This is a genomic window from Trichocoleus sp. FACHB-591, assembly GCF_014695845.1.
In the GTDB taxonomy this organism is placed as follows: Bacteria; Cyanobacteriota; Cyanobacteriia; order FACHB-46; family FACHB-46; genus Trichocoleus.
The window spans coordinates 15,037-35,377 of sequence record NZ_JACJPA010000085.1 but is presented as its reverse complement, the minus strand read 5'-3'; the positions used below and the strand labels follow the sequence as shown (position 1 = coordinate 35,377).

The 20,341-nt window shown below is 49.5% G+C and carries 26 protein-coding genes; 15 read left to right on the top strand and 11 right to left on the bottom strand.

All coding sequences use genetic code 11. The features are described 5' to 3' along the window. Window positions 1-587: 587 nt before the first annotated feature. Window positions 588-2,558 (top strand): helix-turn-helix transcriptional regulator, encoded by a 1,971-nt coding sequence (locus tag H6F90_RS15615; RefSeq protein WP_190553325.1) that lies wholly within the window; start codon window positions 588-590, stop codon window positions 2,556-2,558. Window positions 2,559-2,588: 30 nt separating this feature from the next. Here the strand turns inward: H6F90_RS15615 and H6F90_RS15610 are convergent, their stop codons facing one another. From H6F90_RS15610 to H6F90_RS15600, 3 genes are all read right to left on the bottom strand, one after another. Then, entirely contained in the window at window positions 2,589-3,083 is a 495-nt protein-coding gene (locus H6F90_RS15610) for a hypothetical protein (protein WP_190553324.1), read from the bottom strand. A gap of 122 nt (window positions 3,084-3,205) precedes the next feature. Then, complete coding sequence (locus H6F90_RS15605) at window positions 3,206-3,472, bottom strand: hypothetical protein (RefSeq protein ID WP_190553323.1); 267 nt, start codon at window positions 3,470-3,472, stop codon at window positions 3,206-3,208. Window positions 3,473-3,494: 22 nt separating this feature from the next. After that, window positions 3,495-4,199: a LuxR C-terminal-related transcriptional regulator gene (locus H6F90_RS15600; RefSeq protein WP_190553322.1), complete on the bottom strand. Its 705-nt coding sequence runs from the start codon at window positions 4,197-4,199 to the stop codon at window positions 3,495-3,497. 133 nt (window positions 4,200-4,332) lie between these two features. Between H6F90_RS15600 and H6F90_RS15595 the strand changes: the two genes are divergently transcribed. After that, the gene (locus tag H6F90_RS15595) at window positions 4,333-4,761 is read left to right on the top strand and encodes an MAPEG family protein (RefSeq protein ID WP_190553321.1); all 429 of its coding nucleotides are present in this window, start codon (window positions 4,333-4,335) and stop codon (window positions 4,759-4,761) included. A 48-nt stretch (window positions 4,762-4,809) separates the two neighbouring features. Here H6F90_RS15595 and H6F90_RS15590 read toward each other — a convergent pair whose 3' ends face one another. The 3 genes from H6F90_RS15590 to H6F90_RS15580 all read right to left on the bottom strand — a co-directional run bounded on the left by H6F90_RS15590 (window position 4,810) and on the right by H6F90_RS15580 (window position 7,206). Continuing rightward, entirely contained in the window at window positions 4,810-6,183 is a 1,374-nt protein-coding gene (locus tag H6F90_RS15590) for a cytochrome P450 (RefSeq protein WP_190553320.1), read from the bottom strand. 250 nt (window positions 6,184-6,433) lie between these two features. Continuing rightward, on the bottom strand, window positions 6,434-6,889 hold the full coding sequence (locus H6F90_RS15585) for a DUF4383 domain-containing protein (protein ID WP_190442943.1): 456 nt from the start codon (window positions 6,887-6,889) through the stop codon (window positions 6,434-6,436). A gap of 110 nt (window positions 6,890-6,999) precedes the next feature. Next, window positions 7,000-7,206 (bottom strand): chlorophyll a/b-binding protein, encoded by a 207-nt coding sequence (locus H6F90_RS15580; protein ID WP_190442941.1) that lies wholly within the window; start codon window positions 7,204-7,206, stop codon window positions 7,000-7,002. Window positions 7,207-7,275: 69 nt separating this feature from the next. Between H6F90_RS15580 and H6F90_RS15575 the strand changes: the two genes are divergently transcribed. From H6F90_RS15575 to H6F90_RS15545, 7 genes are all read left to right on the top strand, one after another. Next, window positions 7,276-7,596 (top strand): hypothetical protein, encoded by a 321-nt coding sequence (locus H6F90_RS15575; protein WP_190553319.1) that lies wholly within the window; start codon window positions 7,276-7,278, stop codon window positions 7,594-7,596. Continuing rightward, the gene (locus H6F90_RS15570) at window positions 7,571-8,929 is read left to right on the top strand and encodes an NAD(P)/FAD-dependent oxidoreductase (RefSeq protein ID WP_190553318.1); all 1,359 of its coding nucleotides are present in this window, start codon (window positions 7,571-7,573) and stop codon (window positions 8,927-8,929) included. Before H6F90_RS15575 ends, H6F90_RS15570 begins: the two co-directional genes overlap by 26 nt. Before the next feature lie 120 nt (window positions 8,930-9,049). Next, window positions 9,050-9,250: a hypothetical protein gene (locus tag H6F90_RS15565; RefSeq protein ID WP_190553317.1), complete on the top strand. Its 201-nt coding sequence runs from the start codon at window positions 9,050-9,052 to the stop codon at window positions 9,248-9,250. Beyond that, the gene (locus H6F90_RS15560) at window positions 9,232-9,540 is read left to right on the top strand and encodes a hypothetical protein (RefSeq protein ID WP_242024492.1); all 309 of its coding nucleotides are present in this window, start codon (window positions 9,232-9,234) and stop codon (window positions 9,538-9,540) included. Before H6F90_RS15565 ends, H6F90_RS15560 begins: the two co-directional genes overlap by 19 nt. A gap of 212 nt (window positions 9,541-9,752) precedes the next feature. Continuing rightward, the gene (locus tag H6F90_RS15555; protein WP_190553316.1) at window positions 9,753-10,049 is read left to right on the top strand and encodes a hypothetical protein; all 297 of its coding nucleotides are present in this window, start codon (window positions 9,753-9,755) and stop codon (window positions 10,047-10,049) included. Between the two features lie 18 nt (window positions 10,050-10,067). Then, window positions 10,068-10,895, top strand: coding sequence for an IS4 family transposase (locus H6F90_RS15550; RefSeq protein WP_206756182.1), 828 nt, complete (start codon window positions 10,068-10,070; stop codon window positions 10,893-10,895). A gap of 254 nt (window positions 10,896-11,149) precedes the next feature. Next, window positions 11,150-11,509: a hypothetical protein gene (locus H6F90_RS15545; RefSeq protein ID WP_242024491.1), complete on the top strand. Its 360-nt coding sequence runs from the start codon at window positions 11,150-11,152 to the stop codon at window positions 11,507-11,509. 24 nt (window positions 11,510-11,533) lie between these two features. On the opposite strand, the gene H6F90_RS15540 is transcribed toward H6F90_RS15545, so the two are convergent. Genes H6F90_RS15540 through H6F90_RS15525 form a run of 4 tightly spaced genes read right to left on the bottom strand, consistent with a single transcriptional unit; the run spans window position 11,534 to window position 12,707 of the window. Next, the gene (locus H6F90_RS15540; RefSeq protein ID WP_190553314.1) at window positions 11,534-11,863 is read right to left on the bottom strand and encodes a phosphotransferase; all 330 of its coding nucleotides are present in this window, start codon (window positions 11,861-11,863) and stop codon (window positions 11,534-11,536) included. A 21-nt stretch (window positions 11,864-11,884) separates the two neighbouring features. Beyond that, the gene (locus tag H6F90_RS15535) at window positions 11,885-12,094 is read right to left on the bottom strand and encodes a hypothetical protein (protein WP_190553313.1); all 210 of its coding nucleotides are present in this window, start codon (window positions 12,092-12,094) and stop codon (window positions 11,885-11,887) included. Further along, a complete protein-coding gene (locus tag H6F90_RS15530) occupies window positions 12,084-12,311 on the bottom strand; it encodes a hypothetical protein (RefSeq protein WP_190553312.1) in 228 nt (75 codons plus the stop codon). Before H6F90_RS15530 ends, H6F90_RS15535 begins: the two co-directional genes overlap by 11 nt. 30 nt (window positions 12,312-12,341) lie before the next feature. Continuing rightward, a complete protein-coding gene (locus H6F90_RS15525; RefSeq protein WP_190553311.1) occupies window positions 12,342-12,707 on the bottom strand; it encodes a DUF2834 domain-containing protein in 366 nt (121 codons plus the stop codon). A 99-nt stretch (window positions 12,708-12,806) separates the two neighbouring features. Here H6F90_RS15525 and H6F90_RS15520 point away from each other — a divergent pair, with 99 nt between their 5' ends. The 3 genes from H6F90_RS15520 to H6F90_RS15510 all read left to right on the top strand — a co-directional run bounded on the left by H6F90_RS15520 (window position 12,807) and on the right by H6F90_RS15510 (window position 16,107). Beyond that, window positions 12,807-13,649 (top strand): helix-turn-helix domain-containing protein, encoded by an 843-nt coding sequence (locus H6F90_RS15520; protein WP_190553310.1) that lies wholly within the window; start codon window positions 12,807-12,809, stop codon window positions 13,647-13,649. Between the two features lie 652 nt (window positions 13,650-14,301). Further along, entirely contained in the window at window positions 14,302-14,805 is a 504-nt protein-coding gene (locus H6F90_RS30750) for an NUDIX domain-containing protein (protein WP_199295954.1), read from the top strand. Between the two features lie 339 nt (window positions 14,806-15,144). Next, window positions 15,145-16,107, top strand: coding sequence for an aldo/keto reductase (locus H6F90_RS15510; RefSeq protein WP_190553309.1), 963 nt, complete (start codon window positions 15,145-15,147; stop codon window positions 16,105-16,107). A 194-nt stretch (window positions 16,108-16,301) separates the two neighbouring features. On the opposite strand, the gene H6F90_RS15505 is transcribed toward H6F90_RS15510, so the two are convergent. Next, window positions 16,302-17,522 (bottom strand): trans-acting enoyl reductase family protein, encoded by a 1,221-nt coding sequence (locus H6F90_RS15505; protein WP_190553308.1) that lies wholly within the window; start codon window positions 17,520-17,522, stop codon window positions 16,302-16,304. Here H6F90_RS15505 and H6F90_RS15500 point away from each other — a divergent pair. From H6F90_RS15500 to H6F90_RS15490, 3 genes are all read left to right on the top strand, one after another. Beyond that, the gene (locus H6F90_RS15500) at window positions 17,521-18,252 is read left to right on the top strand and encodes an SDR family oxidoreductase (protein ID WP_370588025.1); all 732 of its coding nucleotides are present in this window, start codon (window positions 17,521-17,523) and stop codon (window positions 18,250-18,252) included. The genes H6F90_RS15505 and H6F90_RS15500 overlap by 2 nt on opposite strands. Window positions 18,253-18,353: 101 nt before the next feature. Continuing rightward, window positions 18,354-19,190, top strand: coding sequence for a methyltransferase domain-containing protein (locus tag H6F90_RS15495; protein ID WP_199295953.1), 837 nt, complete (start codon window positions 18,354-18,356; stop codon window positions 19,188-19,190). A gap of 370 nt (window positions 19,191-19,560) precedes the next feature. Continuing rightward, window positions 19,561-20,298: a hypothetical protein gene (locus tag H6F90_RS15490; RefSeq protein WP_190553307.1), complete on the top strand. Its 738-nt coding sequence runs from the start codon at window positions 19,561-19,563 to the stop codon at window positions 20,296-20,298. Window positions 20,299-20,341 lie beyond the last annotated feature (43 nt).

Below are 20,341 nucleotides of genomic sequence, written 5' to 3'. Positions count from 1 at the left end.
TTCTAGAGCACTTGTCAACATTGTCAACAACTCCTGAGAAAGCGAAGTCGGGGGATTCTAGAGCACTTGTCAACATTGTCAACAACTCTTTGAGGCCCAGAGTTACTTCAGTTAGCCTCCAAGAGAGAAATACAAGTAGGTGGCGATCGCGCAAACGATCCAAGCTTAAAACAATGGTCGGGGGATTCTAGAGGTTTTGGCAACACTGTCAACAACAGGGCAACGTAAACTTTTATCAAAAGAAATTTTCATTTCCAGCCTAAATTGGACTGGAGCAAAAAGGCCAAGGGGAAAGCTCTCCAGCAAATTCATGCTGCTACTGTCACACAGAAGTAAGACGAGCTAAGCAAAATTAGTAGAGTTGGTCAGGGGATTCTAGAGGTTTTAGTCACGGGATTCTAGAGGTTTTGGCAACAATAAGTCATGAGTTCTAAAAGCTAGGGCACTCAATACACAAGGATTTTCAGGTTTCAGCTTAGCGCTTTGCTAAGTTGACCCAATGCGATCGTGTTGACAACTTTACTGGTTAATCAAGGCAAGACCATTGTCAACAAACTCACCAGCTATACTGATGAGGTTTTACAAGGATGTTGACCAGCCTCCGTGAAGCCATGCCCATGAGTGCAGCAAATCGCGAAGAAGATAAGCATTCTTACAGCGCAACAGTCATCCTAGAGGAGAGCAGCGCTGCACTTAGTCCCCATGCCATTGTGGAGATTAGCACGGCACCAGAGTACGCCGAGAAACTACGTCAGGGCAAATCATTCCTCAACCTGGTATTAGTCAACGTGGCGACTGGCATTAACCAGCATCGATTGCGCCAAACCCGTTCTAAGAGCAAAGGCAGCAGTGATTTAATCAACCTCTACAATGAAACTGAAAAAATCGGCGCATTACAAAAGCCAGCGATCGCTCGTTTAGAGAAACTATTCAGAGCTATTTTGAAACAAGAAGAGTTCTGGAGCCAAAGAGCCAATTGGATTCTAACTCGGCTAGAGCAATGGAAAGTAGACAGACGCATGCCAGTAGATTGCTCAATCCCAGGCATGTTATCTGTAGAAGCAGACCCCACTTTACCTGAAGAAGAAGCTTGGCAAGAATCAATCGTTATCAGTGCCTGTGCTTTCTATACGGCGAGTGAGTGGCTAGGCAACCTTGACCTATCTGGATTCTCAGTCGATGAGGTTGAAAAACTCCTAGGAATTCGCTCAACCGATGAGTTCGTGGCTGACCCAGCTCTATTTCAAGGGCGAGAGATCGAACAAGTAGCCACTGGTTATCCAATTCTGACAGGAGCACAAGCACTAATCAACAATCAGTGGGAGGATGGAGAATATCCCTACTGGAAAAAGCTGGTTGGAGAAGGGTTTATTCAGCATAACATTGTTCGTCAGAGTCCATCAAGCCGCCAGATCGAGCTAGTTCCGGGCAAAGCTGCATGGGAGATCATCCAGCAGTTTGGTCCGGAGGCGGCTTATGTTCTGCTGATTTTCTCATCCTACGCCACAGATTCGGAGCAACCTTGGGAACAGCAAATTCGGCTGAGAGGAACTGACTTAATCAAGCTGTTCGGCTGGGATAAGCGCACAGATATTACCTTAGGACAGAAGCTCAGGAAGATTAGCCACTTAGTCGAACTAGTTTGTAGCCTATCGGTGCTCATTAGCAACATCAACGTGGGCGCAAATCGCTATAACGTGGCGCGTGGACCGATGTGGATGTTAGAAGAACTAGAATGTGTCGGGCAGTTAGCGCTCACAGTCGATACCGAACAGCCTGGCTCTCTCCAATATGAAGCAGGAGAGCCTGACGAGCTATACATTAAAGTCCGCCCTGGTAGCTGGACGGAGAAATTTCTCAATGCCAAGGATTTTAGTGGTGGTAAGCAAGCGCTTTGTCAGTACGGATATTTAGCCAAAAGCACGTTGCAGATCAATCCTTATCGTCAACGCTTAGCTTCTAAACTAGCTATCTTTCTAACCATCATGAGTCGGATTCGTTGTGATGGTCGTTACGAAGTCGGAACACTGCTAGAACGATTGGAACCCAAAGAGCTGATGATGGCGCTCCAAACCAATAAGCAGCGGCGCAATGCATTGATTAGCCAGTGGAATCATGCGTTGCTGACGCTTCATGAGTTAGGCTGGCAAATTGAGTTCGATCCAGAAACATATCCAGATTGTATCAGACCAGAATGGGGTATCGATAAAAATTCTAAGCAGGCTAAAGTACGTCCCCGCAACTGGTTAACGATTTGGCTCAAGGCGATCGTCATCATCCAGCCAACGATTCTAATTCAGGAAAAATTAGGGGCAGTCCTAGGCTCAGATGCAACTTCAGAATCTGAACCTTTTACGCCAATTCAGCGCGCCTTAGAACGCTCAAAAGCATTAACAAGCGCAGATTTATCGATCGCTTTAGATAATCTAGGTTGGTCTAAGGCCCAACTAGCAAAGAAACTGGGGGTCGATCGCTCCCTAATTACGCGGTGGATTAAGGGAGAGCGATCCATTCAACCAAAACACCAAAACCAAATTCGTACACTTCTGAAACTTTAGTAGGTACGCAAGAACGAACTGAAAGCGGCTCTATAAATTTCCCTGCCACTGTTCTAGCTTGCGTTGCTTGTTGAGCAGTTGCATCGTTTCCCAATACGGGCGTTTGTTGGCAATTTGACGGTTCAATAGCTCAATCTTGCGGGCAGCACCGGGGCTAGGCGATCGCCCTTCGGGATGTTGACAGATATAGCAGGATTTATGTTTCCATGCTTCTTCTTTACTGCTCCACACCTCACAATTGAACCAATATTCAATGTAAGTGTCGATCGCACCGCTGTCTCGTTCCTTCACCACCCGTTTCTCTTGCTTCCACCCTACCGCTACCGCAGAAGCTGGTCCTAGCGGATCAGGTGGCTCGCTATCCACTAGGACTAAAGCATCAATTTCTGCGCGTGATACAACGGAACGTTGGTATAAGTACAGAAGCAGGTAAAGCGCCAGTTTTTTTTGATCGTCACTAGAAAGTTGATCGACTAGGGCGATCGCTTCTGATAAAGCAGGCGAGAAGTTTGGGAAAGTATCCACTAGGACAAACTCACTTGTTATAACCAATCCATCGGAAATTGGTGGACTTTCAAAAATGGATATGTGCTTATCCTAGTGGATAGACCTGTAATTCTTTCTAAACTTTAAAAAGAGAGCGATCGCTACTCCTCCACATAAAGCAAATCTTTTGGGTCTAAATCCATCCGCTCACCTCTGGGATTTTTGCCACTGACCCACAGGCGACCAGCATTCGTGAACACTCGCTCAATAGCCATTTCTTCACCCTGTAAGAGCCATCCCCGCCTATTTTCCGCTGACCCGTTTGCAGATTGAGTGTTGACAAAAGCTTTAACTCTAAAACCAATGTTGTACAAGTCTACGAACACTACCCCATTGGCAAACGCAATTTCCTTTAGTTTTATCCGCATAGCGATCGCTTCCTATCAGTTTTCAGTGGAGCCTTTTATCTAAGAGCTTTGCAACCATTTCTGCGCGAGAGGAAACCTCAAGCTTACGGAACATTCGCTTTAAAGCTTGCTTTACAGAGTTTTCCGTAATCCAAAGTTGATGGCCAATTTCTGCATTGGTTTGTCCCAACGCCACTAGTTCGGCAATCTGCAACTCACGGGGTGTTAAATGTTGGCGTAGCTTTCCTGGAGATGTGCTGTTGAGTGATTGGTGCTGCAATATAATGCCAGGTGTCTCCACGGTTGCCACCCAAGTTGATAAGTGTAAGCAAATGGCACTCAAATCAACTAAATTTTCGCTATTAAACGCAGACATCGTTTGTTCACGAGTACAACCAACTGTGCCTACAATTTGACCTTGATTAATAATTGGTCCTGCCATTACATGCCAGTGATCAGGGCGAGGACAGATTAATTTCCAAGTCTTGGGCGTTGTGACTAAGCCTTCATGAACGGGAGCATGCCGCTCTGCTAGATAACGGGCTACAGGATTCAGCTCGGTGGAGAGGGCAATTTTCAGGATTTTCTGAAGATTGCGATCGCTGAAACGTTTTTGATCAAAGAAAAAGATGGCAGATCGCTTCGCGGCAAAATATTCACCGATCTTAGGGGCAATGTGCAAGCGGAGAGCAGATTTGCTAGGGGTTTGGCGGATCGTTTCAAACAGAAACCCTAAGGAACTTGCCATAAGTGAAGGGGACTAAGTGTACCCGATCGAGGTCTAGAAACGCTAAAGCACTCAGCCTATGTTAGCCATAATCTCAACAGCAATTCAGCATTGCTTGATGATCAGCAGAACGAGCGAGTATTAAGAAGTAAAAATGACCCAAACTGCCATCTTCAATCCATTCTTTGCAACCATGTTTTTAACCCTCCTAGTCTGGGTGTATATGTACGTTCGTCGGATCAGCTTCATCAATAGTCAGAAACTCCGCCCGAAGGAACTCGCTGCACCTGGTGTACTGGCGCAGATTTCACCACCCAGCGTCTCCAGTCCATCAGATAACCTAAAAAATCTATTTGAGATTCCGGTACTTTTCTATGCGCTAGTTCTATATCTTTTCGTCACACAGCAAGTTGATGCAGTGTACTTAAACGCTGCATGGATTTTTGTTGGATTCCGCGTATTGCATAGCATTGTCCACTGTACATTCAATCTCATCATGCTTCGGTTCTATCTCTACCTATTTTCCACGCTTGCAGTGTGGTTTATTGCTTTCCGTGCAGCCTTTATCCACTTTGGTACGTAGAGTTTCTTGGGCGTTGCAACCCTCATCACCATGACATAAACCTGTCGGTCATCGACGAATGTTAGTCACCCGCAGTTGAAAGCGGTCAGAAGGAGCAACCGTCAATCCCCGCCGCATCGGTCGAATCGGCTTAGGGTTAACAATCGCCATCTCTAGATGCGATACCAACTCAAACAGCACCAACTTCATCTCAAACAAGGCAAAGGCTGCTCCAATACAGCGGCGATCGCCTCCTCCAAAGGGAAAGTACTCGTAAGGAGAAAACTGCCGCTCCAAAAACCGCTCTGGTCTAAACTGCTTCGGTTCTGGGTAAACCTCTGCTCGGTGATGTGCCAGATAAATCGAGGGCATGACCAAGGTACCGGGTTCGAGAGCATAGCCTGCAATCTCCAGCGGTTGCTTCACCACCCGAGGAAACGCACTGAGAGCGATTGGATAGAGCCGCAAGGTTTCCTGGCACACGGCGCTGAGATAGGGCAGCCGTGCGATCGCCATCGAATCAGGACTGGGTTGCAATCCCTTTACTTCTGCGAGCAGCTTGCTACGCACTTCCGGCAAGGAGGCAATCCAGTACAAAGCCCAAGCAAGGGCTGAGGCTGTGGTTTCGTGCCCTGCAAACAAGAGCGTGATCAGTTCATCTCGCAGTTCGACCTCGCTCAGCGGTTGCCCTTCCGAGTCACGGGCTGCCATGAGTAAAGCCAAGATATCCGTTCGCCCCACCTCCGCCTGACTCCGGCGATCGGCAATCTCAGCATAAAGCAGGTCATCCACTTGTTGACGGAGCCGTAAAAACCGTCCCCAAGGACTCCAGGCTCCCCAGTCCTGCTGCAAGAAAGGATAGAACAGGAACATCGCTCCGAAGGGAGAACCAAAACCATCGAGCATTTGAGTCAGCGCTTGCTGCAACTGGTCATAACGTGGCCCGCCGTTGAGACCAAATACAGCTTTGAGAATCACCTGCAAAGAAATTGACTGCATTGCAGGCCGCACAGCAAATGTGGTGCCCACCCTCCACGGGCTCCTCACTTGAGTAGTAATATCCTGAATGATTTGAGCATAGGAGCGCATGCGATCGCCATGAAAGGGAGGCATCAAGAGCTGGCGCTGGCGTTGGTGGGCTTGGCCTTCCAGCAAGACAATGCCATGCTTACCGAGGAGGACTCTAAGAATCTGATTGCCTCCTCCAGCACTCAGTTGCTCTGGTTTGGCGGTGAAAATAGCTTCCAGCGCTTCGGGGGTGCTGAAATAGACCAAGGCGGGTTTGGTGTCTGGAGGAGAGACGCGATAGTCATCGCCATACGCTTGAGTGCGAGCTTCTAAGGTTTCTAGCGGGCGAAACAGAAAACGCAGACCCCAGAGGCGACGTTGCCAGAGGGAAGGGTTAGTAGGACCATTCAGGAGCCGTGGAGAGGTGTCAGCCATGATGAAGAGAGTAAGTACAGACTAAGTACAGACTGAGATTGCAGTTAAAAGGTGCCACTTCATGTTAACTGGCAATTTGTGGGCAAGTCGGTGGCAATTGGGCTCTCAGGCGATCGCTCTAGGAGTTCTCACGGTAAATTCTCAGCAAGCACAAAAAGAGTAGTCCGCATAAGACTACTCGTGTGTTATTCAATCAGGGTTCTGACGACCTACATTAAAACCCTGAGTCTATTTGAAAAAACTGGGCCGCTTAGACGCTAGGCTGTGTTCTGGAGACACTCGGCCCCTCGACTTCTGCTGACTTCACAAAGCCAAAGTAGAAAGCGATCGCAGCAGTAATGGCATCGAGCCAGACGTTATTGCCAAAAAGTGGAGCGAGTCCGAATAGAGTATTGGTAGAAGGAAGCAGTCCTAAAACAACACTTGCTGCATAAAGGAGAGCAAAGATGCGATTAAACACAATCGCTCCAGTTAAACTTGTAGATGCAGCAATTCCCCAAATACCTACTAAAAGGCCGATGGCATTATGGAAATAGTTGGTTGGGAATACCCCAAATATATAGCCAAAGCCTGGTTCGGAGGTAAAGTTTGCAGAGGGAGAGACAAAAGCAGGCAAAAATCCAGCTAGGCCCAGTAATAAGAAGAGTAGACCCAGACTAAGCGCCGCATAACGAATTCCTGAAGCTGAAGTAGTTGATGTTTGCATGACAGTATTTTGGTTCTTAAAGGTTTTTGACGTGGGATCGAAACTGTTAGACCTGGTTTGAGAGCAACCCAGACCGCTTATCACTAACCCTTTGGGTTCTTAGTAGAGGATTACCGAACTAGGTGAAGTACATCCCGAAGTACACTGTACCCGCCCAGATCCCAAAGCAAATAGGCAACAAAACCAATCATGGCTAAACGGCCATTCCATAACTCCTGCTGTGGGTTCCAGCCAAAGATCCAAGCATTACGATCGGCACCGTTGTAAGCGGGAGCTACTGCAGGGACTTGGGCTGTATTGATGGTTGAAGTTTTCATGGTGAATCGCTCCCAATGAGACTATTTCGCTTCCATGTTATTGAGTTGATCTCCTGAAAGAGTCTGCCGTTGGGATTGGCTTCTGTCTATGTCTCAGGATTGGCTAAGGAGTCGGATCACCAACGTAGGAGGGGCGCGATCGCGAGTTTGGCGGCAAATTTTAGCAAATGTTCTAATCCAGAAATAATCGCACCTCAGGAGGAAGAAGGAGCCGCTTACCGGGCTGCAATATTAGCGATGGTTGAGGTGGGTGCCTATCCTAACTTGACGACTGCACTTAAAATTGTGCTGCAAGAACAAAGTGTCGTCCAGCCACAAGCTAATGTTGTCTACAAAGAAGCGTTCCAGCGATCTCCATTACTCTATGAAGCTCTCAAAGCCATCTGGTGATCAGCAACCTACTCACAGAATTGTCATTGTTGGGGGTGGCTTTGGTGGTTTATATGCCGCTAAAGAACTAGGACGCTCTCAGCAATTCGATGTCACCCTAATTGACAAACGTAACTTCCATTTATTTCAACCGCTGCTATACCAAGTCGCCACCGGAAAACTTTCTCCTGGCGACATTTCATCCCCCCTACGAGCTATCCTCAGCCGTCATCGTCAAGTTAAGGTTTTGATGGATGAAGTGCTAGACATTGATCCTCAACAGCACCAGGTGACATTATCGAGTGGAACTTTACCCTACGACACTCTAATTGTCGCGACGGGGGTTAGCCACCATTACTTTGGGAACGAACAATGGGCAGATGTGGCACCGGGCCTCAAAACCATTGAGGACGCCCTGGAAATGCGGCGACGGATTTTTCTCGCCTTTGAAGCTGCTGAAAAAGAAACAGATCCCGAGAAACGGCGAGCTTGGTTGACGTTTGTGGTAGTCGGTGGCGGACCAACGGGAGTAGAGTTGGCAGGAGCCCTGGCAGATTTGGCTTATACGGCACTGAAGGATGATTTTCGCAGCATTGATACGAAGGAGACTCGGATTTTATTGCTCGAAGGTGTCGATCGCGTGCTCCCACCTTATCCACCCGACCTTTCAGCTAAGGCTGCGCGATCGCTCGAAGATTTAGGCGTTGTCGTTGAAACCCAAACCTTGGTGACAAATATTACCACAGATGCCGTAACAGTTCGCCAAGGTGAACAAACTCGGCAAATCCCGACCAAAACGGTGCTTTGGGCAGCCGGGGTTCGTGCTTCTAAGATGGGCACCGTGCTAGCGGAGCGGGCAGGTGCAGAACTCGATCGCGTGGGCCGAGTCATCGTCAATCCTGACTTAAGTTTGCCGGGAGAACCTGACATTTTTGTCGTCGGGGATCTTGCACATTACGCCCATCAGGATGATAAGCCGCTACCAGGCGTTGCCCCAGTGGCGATGCACGAAGGCGCTTATGTCGCTAAGTTGATTCAACGTCGCTTGCAAGGAGAAGATTTACCTCCCTTCCGCTATTCAGACGCGGGTAGCTTGGCGGTGATTGGTCATAATGCCGCTGTGGCAAACTTCGGTTGGTTGAAAATCTCAGGATTCCCAGCTTGGCTGATTTGGGTCTTTGTTCATATCTACTATTTGATCGAGTTTGATAACAAGATGATCGTGATGATCCAATGGTTTTGGCACTACTTTACTCGCAAAGGTGGAGCTCGCCTCATTACCGGTGAGGAGGGCAAATTGAATGAGAGCGAGTTTACCGCAGAAGTAGAGCGCGATCGCACTTTAATCCGCTAAACTTTGGCAAGAATGGTCTGAGTTGCTGCTCATTAGTAATCATGCTGCATCAGGAATCAGACCGTTCATCAACTTGCCCCACAAGCGCTTATGCTGATGGAGTCCAGCAGGGATAGCGCTATGCCCTACTACAGCCAGCTTGAGAAAATTCCCACACGGCTCGAAGCCCTCAATCATCAAACCGTCGATCAGCTAAAAGCACTAGCGCAACTGTTGCCAGATGGTAAAATTCCGACGCGCAAAGCCGAGCTTGTCAGCCATGTGATGGAACGGATGCAGGCCAAATCGCTGCGATCGCCCAGGTGCAGGAAAATACGCTGATTCTCACCAGCAGCCTCACCTCCGTTCGCCAGTGGCAGCGCGAACTACTGGATAAAACGACACTACCTCCAGATGCGATCGCCGAATACAGCGGGGAGTCAAAACAGACGGCTCCGATCACGTTAGCGACGTATCAAATCCTGAGCTATCGTGCCAGCAAAGACGGGAAGTTTCCGCACTTTCAACTGTTTAATGCGCGATCGTGGGGTTTGATTATCTATGACGAAGTGCATCTGCTGCCTGCCCCATCTTCCGCATTACGGCTGAACTGCAAGCCCGCCGACGTCTAGGACTGACCATCACCCTGATTCGTGAAGATGGCAAAGAAGGAGATGTTTTCGCTCTGATTGGCCCCAAGCGCTACGATGTGCCCTAGCGTGAACTTGAAGGTCAAGGCCTCAGGGGGTAACAGGAAGCTTGAAGCAGATGTGTAGCAAGGGATAGAGCTGCCAAGCACAAAAAAAGATAGGCTTGCTACTTGAGCACAAGCCTACCCCTAAAAATGCTGCCTCTATTCTACCAAGCTCACCTCCAACAGTGCCTCAGTCCTCGCCATTACCTACTTGTGAATCTGCTGGTCTTGCTATTGCAATGGCACAAACAAGTGCGCCTCGAAAGACTCGCTGCTACCTTGCCACTACCGATTCGATTCGAGGGTCGTCGCCGCTGTTTGCAACGCTTGTTTTCGAGTCCTCAATTGCACATTGATACCCTCTGGTTGCCTTTGGTGGGCTACTTGCTATCTTGCCAATTTCGAGTCGGACAAACTCTTTACTTGGTCCTCGACCGCACGCAGTAGCAAGGGGTGAATGTGCTGATGGCCAGTGTGATTTATCGAGGACGAGCTTTGCCTTTGTACTGGCAGTTCTTGTCACATTCAGGGAGTTCGGGCTTAGCGCCACAACAAGCGGTTTTGCGTCCCCTTTTAGCGCTGCTGAAGCCTTATCAAGTTGTGGTCTTAGGTGACCGGGAATTTTGCTCGGTGCATCTGGCACAATGGTTGGGCCAAGAGCAGTTCAGCTTCTATTTACGCTTACGCTGTAACGAGTACGTTCAAGATGAAACGGGTTTGGTTGAGCAACTCCAACACCTGGGATTAAAACCGGGTCAATCCCAATTCTTCGAGCAGGTGAGGGTGACGAAACAAGCGGGGCTGGGATTGTTTAACGTGGCGAGTTATTGGAAACGAGCTTATCGAGGCCATTGCGAGAAAAGGGCTTGGTTTCTCTTAACCAATCTGCCCTCTTTAGGCGCTGCTGTGAAGGCTTACCAGCAGCGCATGGGCATCGAAGCTTTTTTTCGGGACTACAAAAGTGGAAGGTATCAAGTCGAATCTACTCGTCTCAATCCCCAACGCTTATCGGGTTTATTTGTCCTCTTAGCCCTTGCCTATACCAGTGCAGTCATTCAAGGTCATGAAGTTCGCACTCAAGGCTTAGCTAGCTATGTTTGTCGAGCCAAAGAAAGCCGAAGAATGCGTCGCAGACATAGCGATTTTTGGATAGGTTTGTATGCCCAAGCCTGGTTAGGAGGGATGGAGTTAGCCACCGATTGGGTAGAGTCTTGGATACAGCTCAGTGGCAATAAGCGACCCTATCTTCAGCAAGGCTTGCATTCTGCTTTCCGCCTCCAGTCTTTGTTCTAGCCTTCTTGTTACCCCCTGAGCTAAGTAAGGTCTAGTAATTAGTTATTTATCTAGAATTAAATTGTTACCTGGAGATCAGCGGAACTGTGTATCAGTTTGCCGCCGCTTGTACAACCGAATCCATTGTTTTTGGCGCATCTAGACCAGGATATGCAGAGGTACAAATCCAGTCTTGGATTTTGTTTATGAAGAGTCAAGGGATTCAGCGAGTTTGCTGTCTATTGGACAAATAGCAGCTATTTTGCTATCCAGATTTGTTGGGCTGCTACAAGCAAGCCTTTGGAATCAAGAATGTCTGCTGGGCAGCGATCGCGGAGTTTGAGATTTGCGATTGCCCCACCCTTCAGCGCATCATTTTGCCGTTTCTCCTAACGTCAAATCAATGTCAGCAAAAACCAGTGGTTCATTGTTCGGGGGGGATTGGACGAACGGGGCAGGTTCTTAGTGCATGGCTTGTATTTGGACGAGGTTTGTCTCGGCAGGCAGGAGTTCAGGCAGTTCGCCAAACGGGCAAAAATCCCTATGAAGCTGTAATTGCAGCTCCTATACGGGGTAAAAGTCCGTTTCGAGTATTGGCTAGATTTGAACAGTCTTTTAAACGTTTGCAGTCGTAATGAATGATAGGCAGAGTTCAACCATCAAATATCCTCAGCCATATGTCGCAATGTCCTCTCGCCAATCGCTGCGTGTTTTGGGTTATCAATTAATCCCGTGTCTAGCAGCACAACGCCAAAGAATATTGCCCATCCTCTCGCCCGTTGCAGGGTTGCTTCAGAAGCATTATATTCTAAAGTAGCTTGTTGACGGGTTTGTGGATCAGAAAAAAGCATCCAGATTGCAGCTAGATCTGTGGCCCGATCACCCCTTGTGATATCTCCCCAATCTATAACGCCTGTGATCACACCCTTCTCAACCAATACATTGCGGAGATGAAGATCACCATGTATCCAGGTTGCTTCAACATCCATTGGTGTATCTAATGCCTGATTTCAAACGTGTTTAATGGCTGGAGTCATCAAGTTTGTTTTCTGTTCTAACCGCTGTATTCGTTCCTCAATAAAAGCGGCTCGACGGTGCAACGGCACACCTCTAAATGGGTTAGAGGGGGCATTCGGTGGCGTAGGACGATGGAGCGATCGCAGAAATGCCGCAAACCGTTGTGCTTGGTTTTGATCTGGTTCTTGCTGGTCAGCCGTCACCCCCTCTAACCAAAGCAATGTTGCGACGAGGCAGCCGGACAGATAGCTGATCACCCAATCGAAACATGACATTATCCCAACCTGCATTTACTAAATGAAGCGGCAAATGCGCCAGATCAGGATGCTGTGCGACCAGAAGAGAATGAACTAGGGAAGCATCGATTTCAACCTCAGAATCGGGTGTTCCGATCGCCCCTGCGATCTGCTTTGAACTCATGTTTGCCTCCCCAGTCAATCTCAACTAATCTCAAACAGGGCGCTCTAGAAGTTGCTCTCGACGGTATAGGAACAAGGGTAGAGAACAGGAAAGTCCAACGCCAAAGGTCAATCCAATATACAAAATGATCCAGGCTCGTGGGATGTTTAACCGCTTCAGTTCAATCCACACAAAGCAAAAGAAGGCGATCGCAGAAATCAACAAATCCGTTGTCAGCCCTGCTGCAATGTTATTCGCAAAGGCTTGCTGCAGGAAAAATGAGGGGGAAAGCAATGCTGATGGATCTTGCAGGAGCCAGAACCAGGGTTCAATGGAACCGGCAATGGTCAGTATCAAATACAGAACTTTGATACCGTTGAATGTGTAGGTTGTTGGAAGATTCGTTGCCTTCAACATCGGGTTTACCCTCAATCAGGATGCTTTCATCATGGAAGCGAGAGATAATCAAAGCAATTACCTCTCAGGTAATCAAAACTATCTTTTGCCAACCTGGTTATGCAGCAACGCACCCATGCCTCAAATCTACCCCTCGACTCGTTTGGACGGCTCCTGAAGCAATGGCGGAGCCAGCGAGGACTTAGTCAGCTTGATTTAGCCATGACCAGTCAAGTGTCTCAACGCCACATTAGTTTTCTGGAATCGGGACGAGCCAAACCCAGCCGAGAGATGGTGTTACAACTAGCAGAGGTGCTAGAGATTCCGTTAAGACAACAAAACTTGATGCTGACTGCTGCTGGATTTGCCCCCGTTCACACAGAGACTGACCTATCGGCTCCTGAAATGACTTCGATCCGTAAAGCGCTCGACTTCATGCTGCGACAGCAGGAACCCTACCCTGCAATTGTGGTCGATCGCTACTGGAACCTGCTGCTGACCAACCCTGCTGCCAATCGACTGCTGAACGCTTTTATTAGCCCCGAGGAACTGCAAGCCCACTTCTATCGCAATGGGAAGGTCAACCTGATGCGGGCGATGTTTCATCCTCAAGGGTTCCGTCCCTTTGTTGTGAACTGGGACGATTTTTCAGTGCATTTGTTACAACGCTTGCAGCGAGAAGCCATTGCTGAGGGTGACAGTAAACAATCTAAAGCCTTATTGAATGAGTTAATGAGTGATCCCGGAATTGCTGGGGTTTGGCATGCTGCTGCTCGTGCGGCTCAAAATACCATGCTGCTGACCGTTCATCTCAAACGAGGAGAGCTGGAATTGCAATTTTTCTCGACGATCGCCACCCTCGGCACTCCCTACGACATTACCTTGCAAGAACTCAGGATTGAATGTTTATTTCCAGCCAATGACCAGACAGAGCATCACTGGCAACAACTCCTGAAATCTTAGAATCCTTTAGAACTCGAACCTAATAATGCTCTGTCTGGTCTGGCTCTAGAATAGACACAGCTTGAGTTGTAAATCTGACGATGCAATCTAAACACAACGAACCCAGTCTTCCAACTTGGCGGAGTAGAGCAACTCAATTTTTATTGGGTTCACTCCTGGGGTCTTTCTTGATCCTGGTTCCTCTCTCCTATGGCATGTACTTCACACCAGAAGCCGTTCATCTCGTTCATTGTATTGGTTCGGCTGCTTTTGTGTTGCTGTGTGGGGTACTCTCCGCAGTGTTCGGAGATCGGTTTTTACAGCTGCTTTCTAAACTGTTCGAATCGATGCCTACTAGTTGAAACGAGTGCAGCCCTAAGATCACTCAAACCCGCCTGGTATTCATCAGCCTCAGCCTTTCAACGTTGCGGTGTCGGGGAAGTTTTTGATGGTTAATCAGTTGCCAGAATCTCCAAGAGCTTGCTTTACAGGTCGTTCGACTTCAAGGCAAAAAGTCGATTGGAACAAAATATCTTTCGTGGGGTTTGATGCGGCTGGCTGACACCCATAAAACAACGCAGAGCGAGTTATTTCAGCGTTACGGCATTAATCTCGAAACTTTGAATCATCAACTCATAGAAGTCATTTGAGATAGGTATTAATGAGAGGCAGGGTGAGTGCAGAGCGCGTCCTGAAGGGAATCAACTTTGCTGCGCGTGCCTTGTATCGGGGCAATTTAGTCAAGATTTTATCAAAGCTGAAATCTTATATGTCAGTAATAAACAGCCCTACCATTGATGTCGTTGCCTGGATTTGCATCCGGGATAGACAGGTCTTGTGTGCCCGGACAATGGGCAAGAATGTGTTTTATCTACCCGGTGGCAAGCGGGAGAAGGGTGAGTCTGATTGGGAAGCTTTGTGCCGAGAGGTTCAGGAGGAACTCAATGTCAGCCTGATTGCTGAAACCTTAACTGAGGTGATGGTGCAAGAAGTCGCGCATGGCTACACAGAGCCAACTCAGGTGACAATGCGCTGCTTCCAGGCAGACTACAGGGGTGAAATCATTGCACACTCTGAAATCGAATCGATCGCGTGGTTGAGTTATGCGGATTTAGACCAATGTGCTCCAGCCACTCAACGGGTATTGGAGTATTTGTCTCAGCAGTGGATTGATTAGGCGCGATTGATAACAAGAAATGGCTGTTCAACAGCATCCATCGTTTCGATTAGCACTAGCTCCATAAGAAAATAATACGGTAGCCTACCGATAAACTGTGTATTTTAATGGGGTAGCTTCTACCCTGCTGAAACGGATACTGAGCTCAAAACTACTCACTTTTCAGGTGGCAAATTCGCTCAACCGAGAAGAGTCATACGATAGTTCAAGCATCCTTACTACCGCGATCCCCGGTCTGCCTGAGTGTGTCTCTAGGAAGAGACTGAGAGCTTTTTCTTGTGTTTGAATTGGCTCATAGCTAGAGGCACTGAGGCTTTAGCGGGCAAGTAAGGAGAACAGATGCCAGAAAGTACATCACCATCAGAAATGCTCTACCGAACTCTCGGCAGCACTGGGGAGACCGTTTCTGCGATCGGGTTGGGCGGATGGCACCTCAGCTTGGAGCGGGTGGATGAGCCACTGGCGCTCCGGATTGTTCGCAGTGCGATCGATCGCGGTATCACCTTTATGGATAACAGTTGGGATTATAACGGTGGCCTCAGCGAGATGCGGATGGGAAAAGCATTGCGTGATGGCTACCGAGACAAAGTATTTTTGATGACGAAGATTGACGGTCGCTCTAAGCAAGAAGCCACCAGACAGCTAGACGAATCTTTGCAGCGCCTGCAAGTAGATTGCATTGATCTGGTCCAACATCACGAAATCATCCGCTACGAAGACCCCTATCGAGTTTTTGATGAGGCAGGAGCCCATGCCGCTTTGGTTGAAGCAAAAGAAGCTGGTAAACTGCGATACATTGGCTTCACCGGGCATAAAGCCCCTCAAATTCATCTCCACATGCTGGAAGTTGCCGCTCAGCAAGGGTTTAAGTTCGATGCGGTGCAGATGCCGCTGAATGTGATGGATGCTCACTACCAAAGCTTTGCCAAGCTAGTGGTTCCAGAACTGGTGAAGCAAAACATTGGCATCTTGGGCATGAAAAGTCTGGCAAACGGCGTGCTTTTACGCTCCAATACAGCAACGCCAATTGAATGCCTGCACTATGCTCTCAATCTGCCGACGTCGGTGGTGATTACGGGAATTGATAGTCTGGAAATTCTGGATCAAGCCTTGGAAGCGGTGCGAACCTTTCAGCCGATGAACGAGGAGCAGGTGCGATCGCTCTTGGCAAAAACGGCAACGGCAGGAGCCAGCGGTAAATTCGAACCCTTCAAAACGTCATCGATTTATGACGGCACTGCCCAAAATCCTGATTGGTTGGGAGAGGAGCCAGAGCGCATTCAGGAATTAATGTTAGCGTAAGCTAGAGGGTAGATTAGGATTTAGCGGCAGGGCGATCGCGCTCTCCTTGGCAGGTAGCATGATGATGAGCCTTTCAATAACTTCGAGTCACTCGAATTCACCAACACACTTCCCTGAGCAGGGCTGCTCCCGTTAGGGAATGTTCGTGCTTAGCTATCCATCCACCGATCCTGCTTTCAATCCTAGCCCACAAATTATAGAGTCACATCTACAGTCATTCCAGCTCGGCGTAAGCGCTCTGCCAGCACTTTACCTAAGCCAGTCGCAGGCGTCAGAATCCCGCCGCGTGTCTGCCCACCTGGTAGTTCATCTAGTTGCAAGGCTAGACTCAGAGCCGATTCACAGACAAATTTGACTGTGGCTCGATTGCCTGGGTCTCCTTGGCCTCGGATCAGTCCTCGCACTTGGCGGCCATCTGTTGCAGTCCCTACCAGTTCACAGGAGAACCACCCATCATTCCTCGTTTGCTCAGACGGTCCATCACCTGGTTGCGGCAAGAGCGGTTGCAGCAGCGATCGCGCTTGGGGTTGTTGCACAATGCCTGTAAATAGAGCCAAGCCAGCGGTAACACTCGTTGCTTTCAGCCACGACAGCGGTTCATCGAACTTGAGATACTCCTGATAGGTGAAGTCAGGTCCGTAGGAGTCTTGCCACTCCTCGTAGAGAGCAGCACTTCGACGGACAATGCGGGTATTGACAGGCCCCATGACGAAGGGAGCGACCCAAGTGTTGAGGTCGGCAGCAAAAGAGGGCGTTTGGGGGTCACGGTGGCGTTCAGCCTGAGTGGGAGGGGGAGAGGAAGTGTTGAGAGGATTCAGCAGGAAGGGATCATTCATCTGAGCGGCCCCAGCGGAATCATAGAGATGGAAAGCCGAGGCCAGCGTCCCCCCATTCAACTCCCCATAAACCTGGAAATAGGCATGCACCTGCTGACAAGGAACCCCTAGTTCTCGTTGTAGGTGCCGTACCACAAGGTAGGTGCCCAAGTCCGATGGCACCGAATCAAAGCCACAACAAGGAATGATGCGAGTGCCATCAGCCGCCGCTTGAGCTTGGTAGCGATCGATCAAGGTTCTGACCCAGGGTGTTTCTCCCGTAACATCGACGTAGTGCGTTCTGAAGCGAACGCAGGCATCGACCAGGGCATTGCCATAGAGGGCAAAGGGACCAGCCGTGGTCAGCAGGACTCGGGTCTGAGAGACAATAGCGGCGATCGCCGCTTCGTCCTGACCGTCGGCAACGAGCACATCGACGGTGGCACCGACTTCAGCACGAACGGCTTCCAGCTTCTGGCGGTTTCTCCCCGCGATCGCCCATCGCAAAGGTGGGGCATGGCGAACAAAGTATTGCACCGTCTGTTTGCCGACAAAACCACTGGCACCGTAAAGAATGACATCATAGAGACGCTCAGGCATGACAGAACCACTCCTAGGCACAGGCTGCACTGGCCACTATACTCTTTCCAGCGTTGGAGGTCACATGGCAACTTATCTCGTCACAGGGGCAAATCGGGGCATTGGTTATGAGTACTGTCGGCAACTGCAAGCTCGAGGCGATCGCGTCATTGCGGTTTGTCGCAGCACCTCTGAGGAATTGCAGCAGTTGGGGGTGCAAGTGGAGGTAGGCATTGACATTACCTCAGACGCTTCTGTGGCAGACTTACAAAAGCGCCTGGGTGACAAGGTCATCGATGTTTTGATTCACAATGCAGGCATCATTCAGCGCGTGACGCTGGACAACCTCAACTTCGACAGCATCCGAGAACAGTTTGAGGTCAATGCCCTAGGGCCTCTCCGAGTCACACAGGCACTGCTACCGCACCTGCAAGGGGGTTCCAAGATTGTGTTGATGACCAGTCGCATGGGCTCGATTGCCGATAACACTTCAGGCAGTTCCTATGGCTATCGCATGTCGAAGGTGGCCTTGTCGATGGCAGGTAAATCTCTGTCTCACGACCTCAAACCGCGTGGCATTGCCGTGGCGATTCTGCATCCTGGTCTGGTGCAAACTCGCATGACGAACTTTACGGCCAGTGGCATCACACCGGAAGAGTCTGTGCAGGGATTGTTAGCTCGAATTGATCAGTTAACGCTGGAGAACACAGGTACGTTCTGGCACGCCAATGGAGAAGTATTATCTTGGTAATCACGCCGCTTTGATCTGACTCAAATCTGGGTGGCGATCGCAAGGTCTATCCTCGCAACATCCTCCTACTAAAGGCTTACTAGCTCCTTTAACGTCGGGGTGTGAATCGAACAAATGGCAAAATAGCTGAAACACCCCTCAGCCCTCTCTGCACGATGAACCAAGAAGAAGTCACGCGGCAACAGTTTGACCGGACGGCCTCAGCCTACAGTACAGCACCGCTGTTTAGGCGCGGCCAAGACTTGCAGTGGCTCGTGGAAGTCGCTCACCCGAGTTCTAATTGGCAGGTACTAGATGTGGGCTGTGGGGCAGGGCACACAGCATTTGCCTTGGCTCCTTTCGTGCAGCAAGTAATAGGCATCGATCTCAGTGCTGGCATGTTGGCAGAAGCAGAGCGTAACTTGAGCGATCGCGGGCTCATGAATGTTTGGTTTCAATCTGCGATCGCCACCGCCCTCCCGTTTGTGGAGCAACAATTTGATTTAGTCACCTGCCGCTTTGTTGCCCATCACTTTCCAGCGCTCGAACCTGCCTTGGCAGAAATTCACCGAGTCTTGAAGCCCCAGGGACAGTTTTTAGTTGTGGATGTGATTTCGCCCGAAGATCCCGAATTAGCTTACTTCGTCAACCGCATCGAACAGTTGCGAGATCCCTCCCACTACTGGGAGTGGCAACTCTCTCAATGGCATACCGCGATCGCTTCAGTTGGGATGAATTTTGAGGTGCTCAGGCAGTGGCGGTTACCAATTGATTTTGAGGATTGGGTGAGGCGGCAACAAACACCATCTGCGGCTGTGACCCAACTAGAGGAGTGTTTAGACCATGCACCGCTGGCGGTTCAGCAAGCCCTCGTGATGACACGAGCACCGCGACGGACGTTCCAGCTCTGGGCTGCGCTGATGCGAGGAATGCCTGTCCCTGCCAGTCCTCCTCTCTAGTTAGCATTGATATCCTCCTTTGTCTCTCCCTCCCTGAAGTGCAATCCTCCCAATTTGTCCATGGGAAATTGCAGCGCGATCGCCTCTCGCTCCTATTAGGAGTCGAATCGTGAGGGTGCACGCCTCTCCTTTCTCTTGTCTCCCTCTTCCCCAAGTTTTCAGTCACCGTCGTGTTGGACAGAGACTGCAGAGTCAGAGTATTCAACGATCCTTTTGAAGAGCTTGCGTGCTCATCGCCAGGTACGGTTTTGTCCTTGGAAGTCCTAAGCCAGGTGCTCTATGCAACATCGTTGATTGCTGCAATTTTTAGGAAATCAGAGCTTTCGGTTTGTTGATCTACATCAGTTGCCCTCATTTAGCTCCACCTTTGATGAAATCACTGGAACAGATCATTTGTTGGTCACTGAGCACTGCTGTTTGGCTTAGCCTCAGCGGTTGTAGCTGGAATGCGATCACTCTGAAACCTACCCCCAGTGCTTCAGGGAGCAATTCTGGCGTGCCTCAGCTGCGCGAGGAGAGACAGGGGAGTGCTAGTCCCGCTAGTCCCGATGCTATCGAGAGCGCTCCCGCTCGTGCGGGACTGAGTGAAACGCAAAAAACATCTTTAAGCGAGTTAGGCATGCCAGTGCTCATTCCAGCTTATGTGCCCCAAGGCTTCCCCCTGGCTGAGGCGATCGCCAATGCGTGTACAGCTAGATCTCCCCGAAGCAGTCTTTGCCGAGAAGGCCCCCATTACACCTTGGTCTACCGCAATGCTCAAAACACCTGTTTTCTGGTGCGAGCAGTCGGAGGTGGCGTTGGGGGTGGAGCGGGTGAGTTTGAGTTTCAGACTCGTACCACCTTACTGGGAGATGTGAGTATCCTATTTGGTAAGTCTTCTGGAGAGAATCAACAGCCCACCGCCGAGCAATTGCGAGTCGTGCAACCCAATCTCTCTAGCTTCCCAGAGGCCTTACAATCGCCACCGGGTTCTTCTCGCTCTCCCTACTATTGGGTGAGTGCGGGGGATGATACCTATGATCAAGAGACCTACGCTTGCGAGCAAAATGCTAGCCTGACGCCGCTCGAAGTGGAGAAAATTGTTCAATCCTTGGTTTTGCTCGAGTGAGCGATCGCCCGCTGAGGCTAAGGATGGCTTGCAGCGAAGACTT

Coding starts and splice junctions, on each gene's coding strand:
- H6F90_RS15615 (WP_190553325.1), top strand. CDS start 588: ATGTTGACCAGCCTCCGTGAAGCCATGCCCATGAGTGCAGCAAATCGC.
- H6F90_RS15605 (WP_190553323.1), bottom strand. CDS start 3,472: ATGCGGATAAAACTAAAGGAAATTGCGTTTGCCAATGGGGTAGTGTTC.
- H6F90_RS15600 (WP_190553322.1), bottom strand. CDS start 4,199: ATGGCAAGTTCCTTAGGGTTTCTGTTTGAAACGATCCGCCAAACCCCT.
- H6F90_RS15595 (WP_190553321.1), top strand. CDS start 4,333: ATGACCCAAACTGCCATCTTCAATCCATTCTTTGCAACCATGTTTTTA.
- H6F90_RS15590 (WP_190553320.1), bottom strand. CDS start 6,183: ATGGCTGACACCTCTCCACGGCTCCTGAATGGTCCTACTAACCCTTCC.
- H6F90_RS15585 (WP_190442943.1), bottom strand. CDS start 6,889: ATGCAAACATCAACTACTTCAGCTTCAGGAATTCGTTATGCGGCGCTT.
- H6F90_RS15580 (WP_190442941.1), bottom strand. CDS start 7,206: ATGAAAACTTCAACCATCAATACAGCCCAAGTCCCTGCAGTAGCTCCC.
- H6F90_RS15570 (WP_190553318.1), top strand. CDS start 7,571: ATGAAGCTCTCAAAGCCATCTGGTGATCAGCAACCTACTCACAGAATT.
- H6F90_RS15565 (WP_190553317.1), top strand. CDS start 9,050: ATGCCCTACTACAGCCAGCTTGAGAAAATTCCCACACGGCTCGAAGCC.
- H6F90_RS15555 (WP_190553316.1), top strand. CDS start 9,753: ATGCTGCCTCTATTCTACCAAGCTCACCTCCAACAGTGCCTCAGTCCT.
- H6F90_RS15550 (WP_206756182.1), top strand. CDS start 10,068: ATGGCCAGTGTGATTTATCGAGGACGAGCTTTGCCTTTGTACTGGCAG.
- H6F90_RS15540 (WP_190553314.1), bottom strand. CDS start 11,863: ATGGATGTTGAAGCAACCTGGATACATGGTGATCTTCATCTCCGCAAT.
- H6F90_RS15530 (WP_190553312.1), bottom strand. CDS start 12,311: ATGAGTTCAAAGCAGATCGCAGGGGCGATCGGAACACCCGATTCTGAG.
- H6F90_RS15525 (WP_190553311.1), bottom strand. CDS start 12,707: ATGTTGAAGGCAACGAATCTTCCAACAACCTACACATTCAACGGTATC.
- H6F90_RS15520 (WP_190553310.1), top strand. CDS start 12,807: ATGCAGCAACGCACCCATGCCTCAAATCTACCCCTCGACTCGTTTGGA.
- H6F90_RS15510 (WP_190553309.1), top strand. CDS start 15,145: ATGCCAGAAAGTACATCACCATCAGAAATGCTCTACCGAACTCTCGGC.
- H6F90_RS15500 (WP_370588025.1), top strand. CDS start 17,521: ATGACAGAACCACTCCTAGGCACAGGCTGCACTGGCCACTATACTCTT.
- H6F90_RS15505 (WP_190553308.1), bottom strand. CDS start 17,522: ATGCCTGAGCGTCTCTATGATGTCATTCTTTACGGTGCCAGTGGTTTT.
- H6F90_RS15490 (WP_190553307.1), top strand. CDS start 19,561: ATGAAATCACTGGAACAGATCATTTGTTGGTCACTGAGCACTGCTGTT.